The organism is Kitasatospora sp. NPDC051170, assembly GCF_044455705.1.
In the GTDB taxonomy this organism is placed as follows: Bacteria; Actinomycetota; Actinomycetes; order Streptomycetales; family Streptomycetaceae; genus Kitasatospora.
Genome location: NZ_JBITFA010000004.1, coordinates 148618 through 166457 on the forward strand (window position 1 = coordinate 148618; position 17840 = coordinate 166457).

The window sequence follows — 17840 nt, forward strand, 5'->3', positions numbered from 1 at the left end:
CGTACGACGGCGCCCCCGGGAGAGACCTCCCGGGGGCGCCGTCGTACGCGGGGACCGTCAGACGGCCGCGGCCTCCAGCGGGGCCTCGGCCGGCTTCTCGCCGGGGGCCGCGCCGCGCAGCGGCACCTGGCGGATGAACACCGCCGCGGCCAGCCCGATGATCGCCACGCCCGCGCCCCACAGGAAGACGGTGTGCATGCCGTTGGACACCGCGTGGTGGTAGGCGTCCTGGACCGGCGCCGGAAGCGTGCGCAGCACCGCAGGGCTCACCTGGCTCGGGTCCTTCATGCCGGCGCCCGCGCCGGCCGCCTGGTCGCCCAGGCGCTCCTTCATGGTGTCGGCGACCCGGTTGTTGAACAGCGCGCCGAACAGTGCCACACCGAAGGAACCGCCGATGGTGCGGAACAGGGTGGCGGTGGAGCTGGCCACGCCCATGTCCTTGAGCTCCACGCTGTTCTGTGCGAGCAGCATGGTGATCTGCATCAGGAAGCCCATGCCCGCGCCGAGCACGACCATCCAGCAGGCCGAGGTGAAGCTGCTGGTCCCGGTGCCCATGGTGGAGAGCAGGAACATGCCCGCGGTCATCACCACGGTGCCGATGATCGGGAAGATCCGGTACTTGCCGGTCTTGGTGACGGTCTGGCCGACCACCAGCGAGATCACCAGCATGCCGAGCATCATCGGCATGAGCAGCAGACCGGAGTTGGTCGCCGAGGCGCCCTGGACGATCTGCTGGTAGAGCGGCAGGAAGACGGTCGAGCCGAACATCACGAAGCCGACGATGAAGCCGATGATCGAGACCATCGTGAAGTTCAGGTTCTTGAACAGCGTCAGCGGCAGCATCGGCTCCTCGACCCGCTGCTCCACGTAGCAGAACGTGATCAGGGCGGCGAGGGCGAGCACGGCCAGGCCGATGATGTGCTTGGAGCCCCAGGCGTACTGCTGGCCGCCCCAGGTGGTGATCAGGGTGAGCGAGACGATTCCGGTGGTGAGCAGCAGGGCGCCCAGGTAGTCGATCCGGGCGGTGCTGCGGACCTTCGGCAGCTTCAGCGTGACGATGACCACGGCGAGCGCGATCACGCCGAGCGGCAGGTTGATGTAGAAGGTCCAGTGCCAGCTCAGGTGGTCCGTGATGAAGCCGCCGACCAGCGGGCCGCCGATGGTGGCCAGGGCCATCACCGCGGCGAACAGGCCCTGGTACTTGCCGCGCTCACGCGGCGGCACGAGGGCGCCCATGATCGACATGACGCCGACCATCAGACCGCCGGCGCCCAGGCCCTGGAGGGCGCGGAAGCCGATCAGCTCGTTCATGGTCTGCGACAGGCCGGACAGCGCCGAGCCCACCAGGAAGATCACGATCGAGGTGAGGAAGCTGCCCTTGCGGCCGTAGAGGTCGCCGAGCTTGCCCCAGATCGGGGTGGAGGCGGCGGTGGCCAGGGTGTACGCGGTGACGACCCAGGACAGGTGCTCGGCGCCGCCGAGGTCGCCGACGATGGTCGGCATGGCAGTGCCGACGATCAGGTTGTCGAGCATGGCCAGCAGCATGGTGACGACCAGGCCGATCATCACGAGGCGGATCTCGCGGGGCGACCGCGGCTGTTCCTCCTCGATGGCCTTGTCCTCCGGAACCGTGCCGGCGGTCTTGGACTGTGACATGCGGTGGGTCTCCCGGAGGTGTGGCGGACGAGCGTCGCGGCTGCGGCTCACTTACTTGTCGCCCGGCTAGTTTATCGATCGTCGGTACGGTAGGTTCTTTACTAGCCGGGCGTCAAGTTAGTTTCCCGTCCGGGCTCCCGGGCAGGGAGAATGAACCCGGGGCGGACGTCACCTGGGGTCCGCAGCAGTCACCGACGCAGTCAGAGGCAGGCCATGGGCACTCCGCACAGCCCCCGAAGCGACACCCGGGCGCGCATCATCGAGGTCGCCCTGGAGCTCTTCTCGGACCAGGGCTACGAGCAGACCTCGCTGCGGGAGATCGCCGACCGGCTGGGCGTCACCAAGGCCGCGCTCTACTACCACTTCAAGACCAAGGACGACATCGTCCTCGGCATCGTCGAGCGGATGTCCGTGCCGATCGACGAGACCATCGCGTGGGGCCGGGAGCAGACCTGGAGCCCCGAGGTGCGCGACGAGCTGATCAGCCGCTTCGCGGACGGCATGGCCGAGCGAGCGCCGCTGCTGCGCTTCTTCCACGAGAACCAGCCCGCGATGCGGGACTCCCCGGCCGGCCAGGCGTTCCGCAACCGGATCATCACCATGATGCAGCTGGTGCACGGCCCGGACGCCGACTTCCAGGACCGGCTGCGGGCCGCGATCTCGCTGTTCACCATCCACACCTCGCTGTTCCTGCTCCAGCAGGACGGCAAGGGGTACGGCGGCGACGAGCAGGCCGAGAACGTCTGGGGCGAGCCGCCGCGCACGGTCGACTCCCTGGAGGAGGCCGTCGCCATCGCGCGGACGGTGTCCATGGAGATCGGCAGCCGGATCGGCACGTCGGAAGCTCGGGTCACCCCGGCCGGCAGCTGATCCCGACGGCGGGTCAGAACGCCGTGACGCCGTGCGCGGACAGGTACGCGATCGGGTTGATCACCGCGCCGTAGCGGTTGCTGGTGCGGATCTCGAAGTGCAGGTGCGGCCCGGTCGAGTTGCCGGTGCTGCCCGAGTACCCGATCCGGTCGCCCGCCGAGACCCGCTGCCCGGCCGACACGGCGACGGAGGACAGGTGCGCGTACTGCGCGAAGTGCCCGTCCGCCAGCCGCAGCACGACCTCCTTGCCGTACGCGCCGTCCCAGCCCGCCGACACCACGGTCGCCGCGCCGACGGCCATCAGCGGCGTGCCCGGGGAGACGGCGAAGTCCACCCCGGTGTGATAGCCCGCCGCGTACTCGGAGTTGGCCACCCCGTACGGATTGCTGGTGGGCGCGCCGGGCGCCGGGGCCGCCCAGTCGGGCGCCGGTGCGGGTGCCGGTGCGGGCGCGGGCTCCGCCGGGGCCCCGGCCTCCGGCGCCGCCGCCGGAGCGGCCGCGGGCTCCAGCGGCAGCAGGTTGGCGGCCACCGCCACGAACTCCTGCGCCGAGTCCCCGTCGTCCGGCATCTTGTACGGGCTCGGCCCGGCGACCTGGACCAGCCCGGGGCTGGGCACCGCCACCAGGGGCAGGGTGAAGGCCGAACTGCCGGGCGTGGTCGGCCGCACCGTCTGCGCGGAGGCGTTGCCGGGCGAGGCCACCAGCAGGGCGCCGGCGAGCAGCACCGCCGCGGCCCCCGCGGAGGCCACCGGGTGCTCCCGCTCGACCCGCCGCGGGCTGTCCGGGAGCAGGGCGTGCCGCTGCGGCGCGGGGAGCGCGGCCAGCGCGGCGGCGACGAGGCGGCGCAGGGCCGGCCCCACGGGCGGGACAGTGGACATGGTCTGCCGTACCTCACGGGTCGTACGAGGGCAGCACGAAGGGCCCGTTCGGGGCGCGTGCTGAGCGAGCGGGGGACCACTCAGGTGTAACGGTCACCGAGCGGACTCCCAAACGCTGTGACGTACTACGGCGTGTAGTCAGCGGGGAGCCGGAGATTCAAGCCGACGGAGCAACGATCATGAAATCCGATCGTCTGTGCGGCCTCCGGGTCCTCCGGTCACCCCCGGGGCCCACTACTACCGCCCCTCGTACCCGCCCCCGCGGCTGTGACCAGTGCCACCCGCCACCGGGGTTTCGGGGCACGAAAAGACGTCCGGCCCGCCCCCGCGAGTGCGGGGACGGGCCGGACGGAAGGTGATCAGCGGCACCCGGTCACCACAGGGTCACCGGAGTGCGGTCCGATCAGAAGTTGTCGACCGGACGGACGCGGATCCAGGTCTCCAGGTAGTTCGAGGACTCGTTCTCGATCTCGATGCTGGTACCGGTCTTCGGCACGTTCACACCCGCGTACTGGTCGTCCTTGGTCCACCAGTCCTTGAGGTCGTTGAACTCGTCGACGCCCTTGGCCTTCGGGATGACCGTCTCGACACCGTTCTTGTGCAGCGTCAGCGGGCCGACGCGGCGCGAGCCGAAGGTCGAGTCGAAGCCCTGCATGCGCGGACGCATCAGGGTGCCGTCCGACCACTTGATCGGGGTCGGGTGCGAGTCGATCGGAAGGATCAGGCCCTGGCCCGGGTGGGCGCTGACGTTGTTGTCGGTCTGGGACTCGTCCCAGTACCAGATCAGCAGACCGGGCTGGTAGGCGTAGTGCTCGACCCAGTTCGCCTTGGCGGTGCCGAAGCCGAAGTTGTACGGGCCGGTCTTCAGCGTCTGGTCGAACGAGACGTACTGGCGGTTCTCGGCGATGTAGTGCTGCCCGTACTCCTTGGTGTAGGAGCCGCCGAAGCGCTTGAAGCCGTCGGCCACCCAGCCGTTGTCACCGTTCTCGACGTCGTCGCTGAACACGGTGGCGCCGTCGGCGACGATCGAGACGTTGTCGATCGCGAGGCCGCGGTAGTGCAGGCCGCCGTCGGTGGTGTTGTGGTAGCGGAACTTGACGGCCTTGCCGGCGTACGCGTCCAGGTTGAACGACAGGTCGCCCCAGGCGGCGGTCAGGCCGCTGAGGGCCGGGCGGCCGTTCTCCTTGGGCAGCGCGGCGCCGTTCCAGGTGCCGTCCACGACGGTCCAGGTCTTGCCACCGTCGGTGGAGACCTCGCCGAAGGCGTAGTCGAAGTCCGGCTCCAGCTCGACCCAAGCCTTGGCGTTGACGCTGGCCTTGGTCTTGCCGGTCAGGTCGATGTCACGGGTCAGCGTGACGTTCAGGTTGTCGGCGCTGCCGCTCCACCACTCGTTGCCGCCGCCGAACGGCTTGTTGATCTCGGTGGTGATGCTCTTCTTCGGCAGGTCGACGATCAGCGCCTGCGGGAGCTTGGAGTTGTACTCCGCCGGGCCGATGTGGTGCGTCGACTCGGTGCCGGCCGTGGCGTGCTCGGCGTTCAGCCACCCGAGCTTGAACTTGCTCCAGGCGTCGAAGTCGTTCGGCATGTCGCCGATGCTGTCCTTGCCCTCACCGAGCCAGGAGCCCGAGGACATGATGGACCAGAAGCCGACCGAGTTGTCGATGCCCTTGCCGGCGGTGTCGTAGAGGTCCGGCAGACCGAGGTCGTGGCCGTACTCGTGGGCGAAGACGCCGAGGCCGCCGTTCTCCGGCTGCATGGTGTAGTCGCCGATCCAGAGGCCGGAGTTGCCGACCTGGACGCCGCCCAGCTTGTTGCCGTCGGGGCCGGCCTGGCCCGTCAGGTTGCCGTAGACGTACGAACGGTGCGCCCACAGGGCCTTGGTGCCCTGCTTGCCGCCACCGGCCGACTTGTCCTCGCCGGCGTGCACGATCTGGAAGTGGTCGATGTACCCGTCGGGCTGGTTGAAGTTCCCGTCGTGGTGCGAACCGTAGCGGTCCCACTGGTCGTACTGCGCCAGGGTCGCCTTGATCTGGGCGTCGGTCTGACCCTTCGCCTGCTGGTCCTTGTACCAGATGTCCACGGCGTCGCGGATCAGGTCCTGCGCGCTGGGGCAGACGTTGGAACCGCAGTAGTCCGAGCCGTACCGGGCCTCGTTCCACGGAACCCGCACCCAGTCCGAGACCACGCCGTCGACCGAGTAGCGGCCCGAGGACTGCTTCTCGTAGTAGGTCTTCAGCGAGGGCTTGTCCTTGGCGAAGTACAGGTCCTGGAAGTGCGCCTGGTTGTAGTCGGCCTGCCAGGCGGTCGAGTTGTTGGTGGCGCGGTCCGGCTGCGCGATCTCGTTGTGCTTCGGACCGGCCTCGCCGCCGTACTTGACCTTGCCGTCGGGCGTCTTGGTGGTGTTGTCCACCTGGTCGCCGAAGTCGACGAGGATCGTGAAGATCTTGTCGGTGCGCTCGCGCTTGAGCTCGACGAACTTGTCCTTGCCGAGCTTCACGCTGGTCGAGCCGTTGTGCTCCTCGACCTGGGCGGTCCCGTCGAGCAGCTTCTCGGTGGCGGCCTTCTGCTCGGCCTCCACCTTCGCGGTCAGCGGGCCCGGGATGTTGTGCTCGGTGTTGACGGACTGGACGGCGTCAGCCGGGTCCATCGGCACGGGGGCCGAGCCGGAGGCGACGGCGCTGCTCGGGAAGAGCCCCGCGCCGAGCGTGACTATGACCGCTGCCGCCGTGGCGATCGCAGCGGTTCTCCTGGTGTTGTTCAACGTTGTGACGTCCTCCCCGACCGGGGCCAGCTCTTGGCCAAAGCCCGGCAAACCAAAATGAAAGACAGGTGGACGTCATTTGATCCAAGCGTGGAGGGAAAAGATAGACCTTGACCGTGACATGGTCACGGCGCTATCCTCCCCGACTTCCCATCATCTGACCAAGTGTCAACCGTATAGACATAAAAGATGACTGAGAAATGGGACGCACCCGCACCAACTGCCCCCGGTGGCACCCGGTCGGGCACGCGACGTTCCCCGCAGGTCGGGCACGGAAAGCACCGAGCCCCCGGCGTGAACGCCGGGGGCTCGGTGCTTGTGAAGTTGTCTGTTAAAAGTTGGTCTACTTCGTCAGGTCGGGACCGGACGAGGCGACCTCGGCGGGGGTGTCCGCGACGGCCGACTTCTCCTCGCCGCGGAAGGTGAACTTGGCTTCCTTGCCCTCGCCCTCGACGTCCACGACGACGATGTGGCCGGCCCGCAGCTCGCCGAAGAGGATCTTCTCGGAGAGGTGGTCCTCGATCTCGCGCTGGATGGTGCGGCGCAGCGGACGGGCGCCCAGCAGCGGGTCGTAACCGCGCTTGGCCAGCAGCTTCTTGGCCTCGACGCTGAGCTCCAGGCCCATGTCCTTGTCCTTGAGCCGCTCGTCCACCTTGTCGATCATCAGGTCGACGATCTTGATGATGTCTTCCTCGGACAGCTGGTGGAACACCACGATGTCGTCGACGCGGTTCAGGAACTCGGGGCGGAAGTGCTGCTTGAGCTCCTCGCCGACCTTCGCCTTCATCCGCTCGTACCCGCTCTGGGTGTCACCCGTGGCCGCGAAGCCCAGGTTGAAGCCCTTGGAGATGTCCCGGGTGCCGAGGTTGGTCGTCATGATGATGACGGTGTTCTTGAAGTCGACCACGCGGCCCTGGGAGTCGGTCAGCCGACCGTCCTCCAGGATCTGCAGCAGCGAGTTGAAGATGTCCGGGTGGGCCTTCTCGACCTCGTCGAAGAGGACGACGGAGAACGGCTTGCGGCGGACCTTCTCGGTCAGCTGGCCGCCCTCCTCGTAGCCCACGTACCCGGGCGGGGAGCCGAACAGCCGGGAGACGGTGTGCTTCTCGGAGAACTCGGACATGTCGAGCGCGATCAGCGCGTCCTCGTCGCCGAAGAGGAACTCCGCCAGCGTCTTGGACAGCTCGGTCTTACCGACGCCGGACGGGCCGGCGAAGATGAACGAACCGCCGGGGCGCTTCGGGTCCTTGAGGCCCGCACGGGTGCGCCGGATGGCCTGGGAGAGCGCCTTGATGGCGTCCTTCTGGCCGATGACGCGCTTGTGCAGCTCGTCCTCCATGCGCAGGAGACGGGAGGTCTCCTCCTCGGTCAGCTTGAAGACCGGGATGCCGGTGGCGGTGGCCAGGACCTCGGCGATGAGCTCCTCGTTGACCTCCGCGACGACGTCCATGTCGCCGGCCTTCCACTCCTTCTCGCGCTTGGCCTTGGCCTGCAGGAGCTGCTTCTCGTCGTCGCGCAGGGACGCGGCCTTCTCGAAGTCCTGCGCGTCGATCGCGCTCTCCTTCTCGCGGCGCACGTCGGCGATCTTCTCGTCGAACTCGCGCAGGTCCGGCGGCGCGGTCATCCGGCGGATGCGCATGCGCGAACCGGCCTCGTCGATCAGGTCGATCGCCTTGTCCGGCAGGAAGCGGTCCGAGATGTACCGGTCGGCCAGGGTGGCGGCGGCGACCAGGGCGGCGTCCGTGATGGAGACCCGGTGGTGGGCCTCGTAGCGGTCGCGCAGACCCTTGAGGATCTCGATGGTGTGCGGCAGCGAGGGCTCCGCGACCTGGATCGGCTGGAAGCGGCGCTCCAGCGCGGCGTCCTTCTCCAGGTGCTTGCGGTACTCGTCCAGGGTGGTGGCACCGATGGTCTGCAGCTCGCCGCGGGCCAGCATCGGCTTGAGGATGCTGGCGGCGTCGATCGCGCCCTCGGCGGCGCCCGCGCCGACCAGGGTGTGCAGCTCGTCGATGAACAGGATGATGTCGCCGCGGGTGCGGATCTCCTTGAGCACCTTCTTCAGGCGCTCCTCGAAGTCACCGCGGTAGCGCGACCCGGCCACCAGGGCACCCAGGTCCAGCGTGTAGAGCTGCTTGTCCTTGAGCGTCTCCGGGACCTCGCCCTTGACGATCGCCTGGGCCAGGCCCTCGACCACGGCGGTCTTGCCGACGCCGGGCTCACCGATCAGCACCGGGTTGTTCTTGGTGCGGCGGGACAGCACCTGCATGACCCGCTCGATCTCCTTCTCGCGCCCGATGACCGGGTCGAGCTTGGCCTCGCGGGCGGCCTGGGTGAGGTTGCGGCCGAACTGGTCCAGGACCAGCGAGGTCGACGGGGTGCCCTCGGCGGGCCCGCCGGCCGTGGCCGACTCCTTGCCGCCGCTGGTCTGGTAACCGGAGAGCAGCTGGATGACCTGCTGGCGCACCCGGTTGAGGTCGGCACCCAGCTTCACCAGGACCTGGGCGGCGACGCCCTCGCCCTCGCGGATCAGGCCGAGCAGGATGTGCTCGGTGCCGATGTAGTTGTGGCCGAGCTGCAGGGCCTCCCGGAGCGAGAGCTCCAGGACCTTCTTCGCCCGGGGGGTGAAGGGGATGTGACCGGACGGGGCCTGCTGGCCCTGGCCGATGATCTCCTCGACCTGCTGGCGAACGGCCTCAAGGGAAATCCCGAGGCTCTCCAGGGCCTTGGCGGCGACGCCCTCGCCCTCGTGGATCAGACCCAGGAGGATGTGCTCGGTGCCGATGTAGTTGTGGTTGAGCATCCGGGCTTCTTCCTGAGCCAGGACGACAACCCGCCGCGCGCGGTCGGTGAACCTCTCGAACATCGTTTATCGCTCCTCAGAGCGGTCGGGCAGTTCGGGGTCCGTCCCCGCCCTGTCCTTCCGCATGCTAGTCCCGCTCAGCGGCGCGGCCCACGGATTCACTCCCCGGTAGAGGAGCGAGATGCTGCGCGACCAGCCGACACCAATCCCAACCTGATGCTGGGAATCGGTGTTCCCACAGGTGGGCCGGATGCACCGGAATCCGCTACGCCATCGGCGAACAAGAGCCGCCGGAGCGGAGTCGGTCCGGCTCCGGCCGGTCGCCCATACTGCCCCTGGACGGGCTCCCAGAACCCGTCCACCTGCATTCATACCCGGTATCGGGGCGGTTCTCGCGCAGTTTCCGGGGTGGCGGTGTTCGCCTGGCGAGAAGTCGGGCCGCGAGGACGGCCGTTCAGCCTCTCCGGAACGATCCGTACGCCATCCCGGGGGTGTCCGCGTTACCGCTTCGCCCCTACAGCGTTGCACAGCACGTGTTTGTTCCGCCGCCCGAGAACGACCCGAGGACCGGCCCCGCGACCGGCCCCGTGACCGGACCCGAGGCTCGCCCCGCGCCCGGCTTCGCCGCAACGCCCGGCCCCGCGCACGCCGCAGGGCGCGGAGGAGGTCCCTCCGCGCCCCGCGCGTCTGTCATGGGCGCCGCTCACGGCCTCCGCAGCCCCGCACCCGCTCCGGCCGGCCCGCGGCGCCGGGGTCAGGACGCGTTGGCCTTGTCGTAGGCCTCGCGCACCAGGCTCGGCACGCGGCCGCGGTCGTTGACCTCCATGCCCTGCTCCTTGGCCCACGCGCGCACCTTCGCGGTGTCCGGCGCGCTGCCCGCGGCCGGGCGCTGCACGGCGTTGCGGCCCGGACGGCGGGGGCCGGCCAGCCGGCCGCTCTGCTTGCGGCCCTTCTCCAGGTACGGCGCCAGCAGACCGCGGAGCTTGTCCGCGTTGGCGCTCTTCAGATCGATCTCGTAGGCAACGCCGTCGAGCGCGAACGTGACCGTCTCATCCGCCGAGCCGCCGTCGAGATCGTCTTCAAGAATGACCTGCACCCTCTGTGCCACGGGCTTCCCTTTCCGCTAAACGACGTATTGCCTAAGGAAAGGAAAGCGCCTTTCTCCGGAAAACACAAACCCTTGACCGGCGCGGAGCCGCTCAGAGGTGCAGCAGCATGCGCGAGTTGCCCAACGTGTTGGGCTTCACCCGCTCCAGGTCCAGGAACTCGGCGACACCTTCATCGTACGAGCGGAGAAGTTCTTCATAGACGTCCGTGGCGATGGCCGCCGGGTCCGCGGCGGTCTCTTCCGCTTCGTGAAGCTCGCCGATCTCGACGAAACCGTGTTTCGCGAAGAAGGACACCTCGAACGTCAAGCAGAAAATCCGACGGACGCCGAGCCAGCGCGCGGTCTGCAACAGCTTCTCCAGCAACAGGTGCCCGACTCCCGTTCCGCGGCAGGACGGATCGACCGCGAGCGTGCGGACCTCCGCGAGGTCCTCCCACATCACATGGAGTGCTCCACAGGCCACCACGGTTCCGTCGTCGTCGCGTTCCGCGACCCAGAACTCCTGAACGGATTCGAACAGTGTGACTGTGGGCTTGTCCAGCAGAATGCCGCCGCGGGCATAGGTGTCGATGAGGCTGCGCACGGCCCGTACGTCGGTGGTCCGCGCACGGCGGATGGTGACCTCCATGGCGGGACGTTATCGTGTCGCGCCCGGCTCGGTCTCCCCGGTATCCAGAGCGGCCACCCGCAAGGCGTCGCGCAGGGCCTCGCGCTGCTCGGGCGACATCAGGCCGAAGAAGTGCACCAGGGCCGCCGCCGGATTGTCACTGGTGGCCCAGGCGTCGTTCATCAGGGCCGCCGTGTAGGACTCCCTCGACGAGACCGGTTCATATCGATAGGCCCGGCCGGCCCGCTCGCGCCGGAGCCAGCCCTTTCTGTGGAGCTTGTCCAGGACGGTCATCACCGTCGTGTAGGCGATTTCGCGTTCCGCCTGCAGATCCAGGAGAACCTCGCGAACCGTGACCGGTCGGTTCCACCGCCACACCCGGGTCATGATGGCGTTCTCAAGTTCGCCGAGTTGCCGGACCATAGTGCCGCCAGGATAGGGAGTGAATGGGGCAAATCTTGTGAAGTGCGCCAAACCGGCGCGCCGCCACCCCCGTAATCGGGAATGGCGGCGCGGGGGTCGTACGGGAGCGGCCGACGGACGTCAGTCGGATCAGTCGACGTCTTCCTTGGCCTTCTGGGCCCCACCCTGGCTGCGGATGATGGCCCGCACCAGGAATCCGAAGCCGATCGCCATGACCAGCGGCGGCACGATCGCGCTGACGTAGTCCATCAGGTCACTCCTCCTCGGTCTTCTCCGCCGACGCGGCGGAAGCCTTCGGCTCCGGCTTCACCAGCGGGAAGAGCACGGTCTCCCGGATGTTCTTGCCGGTCAGCAGCATGATCAGGCGGTCCACGCCGAGGCCCAGGCCACCGGTCGGGGGCATCGCGTACTCCAGGGCGCGCAGGAAGTCCTCGTCCACCTGCATCGCCTCGACGTCGCCGCCGGCCGCCAGCAGGGACTGCGCCGTGAGGCGGGCGCGCTGCTCGACCGGGTCGACCAGCTCCGAGTAGGCGGTGCCGATCTCGGTGCCGAAGATGACCAGGTCCCACTTCTCGGCCACGCCCGGGACGGAGCGGTGCTGGCGGGTCAGCGGGGAGACCTCGGTGGGGTAGTCCTTGATGAAGGTCGGCCGGACGGCGTTCTCCTCCAGCAGGCGCTCGACCATCTCCAGCACGATCTGCCCGTGGCCCCACTCCTTCTCGAAGGGGATGCCGTGGGTGGTGGCCAGCTTGCGCAGCTCCTCGACCGTCGTGTCCGGGGTGACCTCGACGCCCAGGCGGGCGGAGATGCCCGGGTAGACGGAGACCTCCTCCCACGGCTCGGCCAGGTCGATCTCGTGCTCCACGCCGTGCGCGTCCACGCCCGTGATCACGGTGGTGCCCAGGGCGTCCCGGGCCGCGTTGACGATCGTCGCCCGGATCAGCTCGGCCTGGGTGTCGTAGTCGCCGTACGCCTCGTACGACTCCAGCGAGGTGAACTCCGGGTTGTGGGTGGAGTCCGCGCCCTCGTTGCGGAAGTTGCGGTTGATCTCGAAGACCTTCTCCGCGCCGCCGACCACGAGCCGCTTGAGGTACAGCTCGGGGGCGATGCGCAGGAAGAGGTCGATGTCGTACGCGTTGATGTGCGTCTTGAACGGGCGGGCGTTGGCGCCGCCGTGCACCGGCTGAAGCATCGGGGTCTCGACCTCGATGTAGCCGCGGTCCTCGTAGGTGCGGCGGATCGAGCGGACCACCTTGCTGCGCAGGTGGAGGATCTCGCGCGCCTCGGGGTTCACGATCAGGTCGACGTAGCGCTGGCGGACCCGGGCCTCCGGGTCGGTCAGGCCCTTGTGCTTGTCCGGCAGCGGCCGCAGGCACTTGGCGGTGAGCTCCCAGCGGTCAACCATCACGGACAGCTCGCCGCGCTTGGAGGTGATGACCTCGCCCTCGACGCCCACCTGGTCGCCCAGGTCGATGTCGGCCTTCCACGCCGCCAGCCGCTCGGCGCCCAGCTTGTCCAGGGAGAGCATCACCTGGAGGTCGCCGCTGCCGTCGCGCAGGGTGGCGAAGCAGAGCTTGCCGCCCGTACGGGAGAGGATCACCCGGCCGGTGATCCCGGCCCGCTCGCCGGTGGCGGTGTCGGGCTCCAGGTCCGGGTGCTTGGCACGGAGGTCCGCGATGGTGCTGGTGCGGGGGAAACCGACCGGGTACGGGTCGACACCGGCGGCCCGGAGCCGGTCGAGCTTCTCGCGCCGGACGCGCATCTGCTCGGGAAGGTCGTCGGTCGCGGGAAGAAGGCTCTGATCGCTCACCCCACAAGGGTAGCCAGCCCCACACCGTGCTCCGCGACCGGATGAACGGCTGAGGGGAGACCGCGCGGGACGCGCGGTCTCCCCTCGGGGGGCTGCGGGCCGGGTCAGCCGGTGCCGGTGGCGAGTTCGACGTCCTCGGGGGTGGTGTCGGCCGGGGGCTTGGGTGCGGTGGGGGGCTTGGGGCGGCGGCCGAAGAGTTCGGCGGGGGTGGGCATGCGGTGGGGGCGGGGCGCGGCATCCGGCGGGGTGGCGGCGGGCTGCGACGGGCGGGGGGCGCGGGAGTCGCTGCTGCTCATGGTGATCCGTCCTCCAACAGGGATGGGGAGACTGCTCGGGGGTGCGGCGGGGTTCGGTACGGCCACCAGGTGGCGCGGCTGGCCGGTGGTGAGGGCGAGCCGCTCGCGGACGGCGGCCTCGGCCAGCGCGTGGCAGCGCCCGGCCAGCCGGGAGCGGCGGGAGCGCTCGTGCTGCCCGCAGGGCTGGCGGGTGAGCCCGCGCAGCGCGGTGAGGTCCTCCGGGCCGGGCAGGTAGCCGTCCGAGACGGCCTCCTCCAGCCGCTCCAGGTACCCGGGGGCGCTGCCCGGCAGGGCGGAGCGGTAGCGGCACAGGTCGGCGAGCAGGAAGGCGCGCAGCCGGCCGCCCTCCTGCACCGCCTCGTCGATCGCCTCGGTCAGACGCAGCGCGTCCTGGACGTCCTCCGCCCACAGCTCGGCCCCGGGCCCGGCGAACGCCGCCGCCCGGTCGGGCCCCTGGAGGTGGACGGGAACGGCGGGGTGCAGGGCTTGGGCGAGGGCGCGGCGCAGCACGCGGACTTCGTCGGCGCTGAAGGCCATGCCGCCGCGCGATCCGTGTGGCGTAGGCATGGGCTGACACTACGTGAGGAATATCCGATTTGTCGGTAACCCGGCGCCGAACCACCCACGATCGGCCCGCAGGCAGCCGGGTCAGGCCGGGCGGTTGCGTTCGTAGACCAGGCGCAGGCCGATCAGGGTGAGCCAGGGCTCGTGGACGTCGATGGTGGTGGCCTCGCCGAGGACGAGGGGGGCGAGGCCGCCGGTGGCGATGACCTGGACGTCGTCCGGGTCCTTGGAGAGTTCCTTGGCCATCCGGTCGACCAGGCCGTCGACCTGGCCGGCGAAGCCGTAGAGGATGCCGGACTGCATGCCCTCCACGGTGTTCTTGCCGATGACGTTGCGCGGGCGGGCCAGCTCGATCTTGCGGAGCTGGGCGCCGCGGACGCCGAGCGCCTCGACGGAGATCTCGATGCCGGGGGCGATCGCGCCGCCGACGTAGTCGCCGCGGGCGTTGACGGCGTCGAAGGTGGTCGCCGTGCCGAAGTCGACCACGATGCACGGGCCGCCGTACAGGTGGTTGGCGGCCAGCGCGTTGACGATGCGGTCGGCGCCGACCTCCTTGGGGTTGTCCATCAGGACGTGCACCCCGGTCTTCACGCCGGGCTCCACGATCACCGCGGGGACGTCGCCGTAGTAGCGGCGGGTCACCTCACGGAGCTCGTGGAGCACGGCGGGAACCGACGAGCAGATCGCCAGGCCCTCCACCACCGCCTCGTGCACGGCGGTGTGGTTGCCCATCAACCCCTGCATCAGCACGGCCAGTTCATCGGCCGTACGGCGCGGATCGGTGGAGATCCGCCAGTGTTCCACCACGTCCTCGCCGTCGAACAGGCCGAGTGTGGTCTGGGTGTTGCCGACGTCGATGGTGAGGAGCATGGGGCGCTTTCTGCGAGTCGGGGCAGGTCTGCGTCGTGCGGGGCGGACGGTCAGGCGCGCAGGTCCAGGCCGATGTCGAGGATCGGCGAGGAGTGGGTGAGCTCGCCCACGGCGATGAAGTCGACACCGGTCTGGCCGACCGCGCGGGCGTCGGCCAGGGTCAGGCCGCCGGACGCCTCCAGCTTCGCCCGGCCGGCCACCAGCGCGACGGCCTCCTTGAGCTGCTCGACGGAGAAGTTGTCCAGCAGGATCAGCTCCGCACCGGCCTCCAGCACCGGCGGGATCTGCTCCAGGGTGTCCACCTCGACCTCGACCGTCAGGTCGGGGTAGGCCGCGCGCACGGCCCGGAACGCCTCGGCCACGCCGCCGGCGGCGATCACGTGGTTGTCCTTCACCAGCGCGGCGTCCGAGAGCGCCATCCGGTGGTTGGCGCCGCCGCCGCAGCGGACCGCGAACTTCTCCAGGGCGCGCAGGCCCGGGGTGGTCTTGCGGGTGTCGCGCACGACCGCGCCGGTGCCCTCGAGGGCGTCCGCCCAGGCGCGGGTGGCGGTGGCGATGCCCGACAGGTGGCACAGCAGGTTGAGCGCGCTGCGCTCGGCGGTCAGCAGGTCGCGGGTGCGGGAGCGGACCGAGAGCAGCACCTGGCCGGCCTCCACCCGGTCGCCGTCCTCGACGTGGCGCTCGACCTCGAACTCCTCCTCGCAGACCAGCGAGACCACGGCCTCGGCGATCCGCAGGCCCGCCACCACACCCGCCGAGCGGGCGGTGAAGTCGGCGGTGGCGACGGCCTCGGCGGGCACGGTGGCCACCGAGGTGACGTCCTCGCCGCCGGCCAGGTCCTCGGCCAGCGCCAGGGTGGCGACGTCCTCGACCTCGATCGGGTCCAGCCCGGCCGCCTCCAGCAGCTCGGCCAGCTGCGGGTCCAGGCCCGTCTCGTAGCCCTCGCCGTCCCCGCAGGCGCAGCCGTCGCCGCAGCCGCCTCCCTCCTCGCCCGCCTTCGGCGAGGAGGGGCCCAGGTCGGCCAGGGGGAGTTCCTCGTGGGAGTGGGTCATGGTTCTACTGCTCCTCAGGGGTGCTGACGGGGTCGCCGGAGGCGGCCAGGGTGGTGATCAGGTGGCGCCGCCAGTGGGCGTCGTCGCGCTCGGGGAAGTCCTCGCGCCAGTGGCCGCCGCGGGTCTCCTCGCGCTGCGCGGCCGCCGCCACCAGGGCGGTGGCGACCAGCAGCAGGTTGGCGGCCTCCCAGGTCTCCACCCGGGGGTCGGCCGGCTTCTCCTCGGCCACGTGCGCGTACGCCTGCTCGGCGAGCAGCGCGAGCCCGGTCTCGGCCTCGGCCAGCGAGCCGGCCGAACGCAGCACGCCCGCTCCGCGCGACATCAGCCGCTGGATCTCGGCGCGGGCCTCGGAGGCCGGCAGCGGCACCGGCCCGGCGGCCTGCGCGGCGGCCACGTCCACGGTGCGCTCGGGAAGCTCGCCGGCCGCGTGCCGGGCGGCCAGGTCGGCGGCGATCCGCTCGGCGAAGACCAGGCCCTCCAGCAGGGAGTTGGAGGCCAGCCGGTTGGCGCCGTGCACCCCGGTGCAGGCGACCTCGCCGCAGGCGTACAGGCCCGGGACGGAGGTGCGGCCGTGCCGGTCGGTGCGGACGCCGCCGGCGGCGTGGTGCGCGGCCGGGGCGATCGGGATCGGCTCGGTGACCGGGTCGATGCCGTGCGAGCGGCAGGAGGCCAGGATGGTGGGGAAGCGCTGCTCCCACATCTCGGCGCCGAAGTGCCGCCCGTCCAGGTACATGTGGTCGGCGCCCTTCTCCTGCATGCGCCGGGTGATCGCCTTGGCGACGATGTCGCGCGGGGCCAGTTCGGCCAGCTCGTGCTGCCCGACCATGAACCGCACGCCGTCCGCGTCCACCAGGTGGGCGCCCTCGCCGCGGACGGCCTCGGAGACCAGCGGCTGCTGGCCCTGGGCGTCCGGGCCGAGCCACAGCACGGTCGGGTGGAACTGGACGAACTCCAGGTCGGTGGCGGTGGCGCCGGCCCGCAGGGCCAGGGCCACGCCGTCGCCGGTGGAGACGGCCGGGTTGGTGGTGGCGGAGAAGACCTGGCCCATGCCGCCGGTGGCGAGCACCACCGCGCGGGCCCGGACGGCGCCGACGCCGTCGCGGGTGCCCTCGCCCATGACGTGCAGGGTCAGGCCCGCGGCGTGGCCCTCGGCGTCGGTCAGCAGGTCCAGGACCAGGGCGTGCTCGATCAGTTCGAGGTCCGGGTCGTTGAGGACGGCGGCGACCAGCGCGCGGGAGACCTCGGCACCGGTGGCGTCCCCGCCCGCGTGCACGATCCGGTGGCGGTGGTGGCCGCCCTCGCGGGTGAGCAGGATCTCGCCGGTCTCGTCGCGGTCGAAGTCGGCACCGACCGCGATCAGCCGGCGCACCGAGTCCGGGCCCTCGGTCACGAGGGTGCGCACGGCCTCCTCGTCGCAGATCCCGGCACCGGCCACCAGGGTGTCGGTCAGGTGCTGCTCGGGGGTGTCCCCCTCGCCGAGGGCGGCGGCTATGCCGCCCTGCGCCCAGCGGGTGGAGCCCTCGTCCAGTACCGCCTTGGTGACCACCATGGCCCGCAGGCCGGCCTTGCGGACGTTGAGGGCGACGGTGAGACCGGCGACGCCGGAGCCGACCACGACCACGTCGGTGGTGGCGGTCCAGCCCGGGGCCGGGGCGGTGAGGCGATGCGTAGCGGACATGGCTCAGTGGCTCCTTCGGCGCGTGGCCGAGGTGGCCGCGCCTTCCTCGCCACGGTACGCCGCGTCCCCGCGGAGCAGTCCGCTGCCCTCCGGGGCCTCGGCGGGGTCGTCGCCGAAGCCGGTGATCCGGTTCTCCCCGTCCACGAAGACCACCTTCGGCTGGTAGCCCTTCGCCTCGGCGGTGTCCATCTGCCCGTAGGCGATGAGTATGACGAGGTCGCCGGGGTGGACCAGCCGGGCGGCGGCGCCGTTGATGCCGATCACGCCGGTGCCGCGGGGGCCGGCGATGGTGTACGTCTCCAGCCGGGCGCCGTTGTTGATGTCGACGATGTGGACCAGCTCGCCGGGGAGCAGGTCGGCGGCGTCGAGGAGGTCCTCGTCCACCGTGACGGAGCCGACGTAGTGCAGGTCGGCCTGGGTCACGGTGGCCCGGTGGATCTTGGACTTGAGCATGGTGCGGAGCATTGC

At 70.3% G+C, this 17840-nt stretch carries 14 protein-coding genes; 1 reads left to right on the forward strand and 13 read right to left on the reverse strand.

All coding sequences use genetic code 11. From position 1 onward, the window contains the following. Window positions 1-57: 57 nt before the first annotated feature. Window positions 58-1656 carry an MDR family MFS transporter gene (locus tag ACIBCA_RS10755; protein ID WP_396282534.1) on the reverse strand — a complete coding sequence of 533 codons (1599 nt, stop codon included), beginning with the start codon at window positions 1654-1656 and terminating at the stop codon, window positions 58-60. Between the two features lie 213 nt (window positions 1657-1869). Between ACIBCA_RS10755 and ACIBCA_RS10760 the strand changes: the two genes are divergently transcribed. Then, window positions 1870-2526: a TetR/AcrR family transcriptional regulator gene (locus tag ACIBCA_RS10760; protein WP_396282535.1), complete on the forward strand. Its 657-nt coding sequence runs from the start codon at window positions 1870-1872 to the stop codon at window positions 2524-2526. A gap of 13 nt (window positions 2527-2539) precedes the next feature. Here the strand turns inward: ACIBCA_RS10760 and ACIBCA_RS10765 are convergent, their stop codons facing one another. From ACIBCA_RS10765 to panD, 12 genes are all read right to left on the reverse strand, one after another. Beyond that, a complete protein-coding gene (locus tag ACIBCA_RS10765; RefSeq protein WP_396282536.1) occupies window positions 2540-3403 on the reverse strand; it encodes a M23 family metallopeptidase in 864 nt (287 codons plus the stop codon). A 403-nt stretch (window positions 3404-3806) separates the two neighbouring features. Continuing rightward, the gene (locus ACIBCA_RS10770) at window positions 3807-6164 is read right to left on the reverse strand and encodes an immune inhibitor A domain-containing protein (protein ID WP_396282537.1); all 2358 of its coding nucleotides are present in this window, start codon (window positions 6162-6164) and stop codon (window positions 3807-3809) included. Between the two features lie 343 nt (window positions 6165-6507). Further along, window positions 6508-9027 carry an ATP-dependent Clp protease ATP-binding subunit gene (locus tag ACIBCA_RS10775; RefSeq protein ID WP_031069344.1) on the reverse strand — a complete coding sequence of 840 codons (2520 nt, stop codon included), beginning with the start codon at window positions 9025-9027 and terminating at the stop codon, window positions 6508-6510. 691 nt (window positions 9028-9718) lie between these two features. Further along, entirely contained in the window at window positions 9719-10072 is a 354-nt protein-coding gene (locus ACIBCA_RS10780; protein ID WP_396282538.1) for an Lsr2 family protein, read from the reverse strand. A 91-nt stretch (window positions 10073-10163) separates the two neighbouring features. After that, window positions 10164-10700: an amino-acid N-acetyltransferase gene (locus ACIBCA_RS10785; RefSeq protein WP_396282539.1), complete on the reverse strand. Its 537-nt coding sequence runs from the start codon at window positions 10698-10700 to the stop codon at window positions 10164-10166. A 9-nt stretch (window positions 10701-10709) separates the two neighbouring features. Next, a complete protein-coding gene (locus ACIBCA_RS10790) occupies window positions 10710-11102 on the reverse strand; it encodes a BlaI/MecI/CopY family transcriptional regulator (protein WP_396282540.1) in 393 nt (130 codons plus the stop codon). A gap of 253 nt (window positions 11103-11355) precedes the next feature. Further along, window positions 11356-12912, reverse strand: a complete 1557-nt coding sequence (gene lysX, locus ACIBCA_RS10795; RefSeq protein ID WP_396282541.1) for a bifunctional lysylphosphatidylglycerol synthetase/lysine--tRNA ligase LysX — start codon at window positions 12910-12912, stop codon at window positions 11356-11358. Window positions 12913-13016: 104 nt separating this feature from the next. After that, window positions 13017-13775 carry a hypothetical protein gene (locus ACIBCA_RS10800; RefSeq protein WP_396282542.1) on the reverse strand — a complete coding sequence of 253 codons (759 nt, stop codon included), beginning with the start codon at window positions 13773-13775 and terminating at the stop codon, window positions 13017-13019. Between the two features lie 81 nt (window positions 13776-13856). After that, the gene (locus ACIBCA_RS10805; RefSeq protein WP_396282543.1) at window positions 13857-14642 is read right to left on the reverse strand and encodes a type III pantothenate kinase; all 786 of its coding nucleotides are present in this window, start codon (window positions 14640-14642) and stop codon (window positions 13857-13859) included. A gap of 50 nt (window positions 14643-14692) precedes the next feature. Continuing rightward, complete coding sequence (gene nadC, locus ACIBCA_RS10810; RefSeq protein WP_396282544.1) at window positions 14693-15694, reverse strand: carboxylating nicotinate-nucleotide diphosphorylase; 1002 nt, start codon at window positions 15692-15694, stop codon at window positions 14693-14695. A 4-nt stretch (window positions 15695-15698) separates the two neighbouring features. Beyond that, a complete protein-coding gene (locus ACIBCA_RS10815; RefSeq protein ID WP_396282545.1) occupies window positions 15699-17372 on the reverse strand; it encodes an L-aspartate oxidase in 1674 nt (557 codons plus the stop codon). Between the two features lie 3 nt (window positions 17373-17375). Beyond that, complete coding sequence (panD, locus tag ACIBCA_RS10820; protein WP_396282546.1) at window positions 17376-17837, reverse strand: aspartate 1-decarboxylase; 462 nt, start codon at window positions 17835-17837, stop codon at window positions 17376-17378. Window positions 17838-17840 lie beyond the last annotated feature (3 nt).

Excerpts from the sequence above, each read along its gene's own strand:
- ACIBCA_RS10755 (WP_396282534.1), bottom strand. The coding sequence starts at position 1,656 with ATGTCACAGTCCAAGACCGCCGGCACGGTTCCGGAGGACAAGGCCATC.
- ACIBCA_RS10760 (WP_396282535.1), top strand. The coding sequence starts at position 1,870 with ATGGGCACTCCGCACAGCCCCCGAAGCGACACCCGGGCGCGCATCATC.
- ACIBCA_RS10765 (WP_396282536.1), bottom strand. The coding sequence starts at position 3,403 with ATGTCCACTGTCCCGCCCGTGGGGCCGGCCCTGCGCCGCCTCGTCGCC.
- ACIBCA_RS10775 (WP_031069344.1), bottom strand. The coding sequence starts at position 9,027 with ATGTTCGAGAGGTTCACCGACCGCGCGCGGCGGGTTGTCGTCCTGGCT.
- ACIBCA_RS10785 (WP_396282539.1), bottom strand. The coding sequence starts at position 10,700 with ATGGAGGTCACCATCCGCCGTGCGCGGACCACCGACGTACGGGCCGTG.
- ACIBCA_RS10790 (WP_396282540.1), bottom strand. The coding sequence starts at position 11,102 with ATGGTCCGGCAACTCGGCGAACTTGAGAACGCCATCATGACCCGGGTG.
- ACIBCA_RS10800 (WP_396282542.1), bottom strand. The coding sequence starts at position 13,775 with ATGCCTACGCCACACGGATCGCGCGGCGGCATGGCCTTCAGCGCCGAC.
- ACIBCA_RS10805 (WP_396282543.1), bottom strand. The coding sequence starts at position 14,642 with ATGCTCCTCACCATCGACGTCGGCAACACCCAGACCACACTCGGCCTG.
- nadC (WP_396282544.1), bottom strand. The coding sequence starts at position 15,694 with ATGACCCACTCCCACGAGGAACTCCCCCTGGCCGACCTGGGCCCCTCC.
- ACIBCA_RS10815 (WP_396282545.1), bottom strand. The coding sequence starts at position 17,372 with ATGTCCGCTACGCATCGCCTCACCGCCCCGGCCCCGGGCTGGACCGCC.
- panD (WP_396282546.1), bottom strand. The coding sequence starts at position 17,837 with ATGCTCCGCACCATGCTCAAGTCCAAGATCCACCGGGCCACCGTGACC.